The organism is Paraburkholderia sp. JHI2823, assembly GCF_038900695.1.
In the GTDB taxonomy this organism is placed as follows: domain Bacteria; phylum Pseudomonadota; class Gammaproteobacteria; order Burkholderiales; family Burkholderiaceae; genus Paraburkholderia; species Paraburkholderia mimosarum.
The window spans coordinates 1-453 of record NZ_JAYMRY010000255.1 but is presented as its reverse complement, the minus strand read 5'-3'; the positions used below and the strand labels follow the sequence as shown (position 1 = coordinate 453).

Sequence of the window (453 nt, the reverse complement as noted above, 5' to 3'; positions counted from 1 at the left end):
CACGATGACGGGATGCCAATTAGCACCCGTCAAAGCAAGGACCCATCCTTAATCGCGCTCGGTGAAGCGATTCGCCGCCACCGCGAAGCCAAAGAACTATCGCAAGAGCAGTTGGCGTTGCTCGCTGACGTTGATAGAAGCTATGTCGGTCGCGTTGAACGCGGCACCAACAATGCCGCCACGTTGACGCTCAAAAGACTGGCGAACGCACTCGACATATCGCTGGCCGAGTTGATAGCCGAAGCCGGGTTATGAAACAGCCGCGGTTTGCGCGGCTGCTGGTTCCCGTTCCCGCACGATGGTCCGTCGGCTGGCCTTCATGCGCCGCGCGACTTACGACGATCCCAGTCAATCAGTGCGCACGGCACGCCATCCGGGCCGATACCAGCCAAAGCAGGCTGCGTCGATGCCATCGATTCTCGGACCCGCATGATGGTCTGACGGCTGTTCTTC

The 453-nt window shown here is 59.8% G+C and carries 1 protein-coding gene; it reads left to right on the top strand.

The features are described from left to right. Positions 1 to 255: helix-turn-helix transcriptional regulator (locus tag VSR34_RS38575; protein WP_342965253.1), on the top strand; the 255-nt coding region annotated here is incomplete at its 5' end. Between the last annotated feature and the right edge of the window lie 198 nt (positions 256 to 453).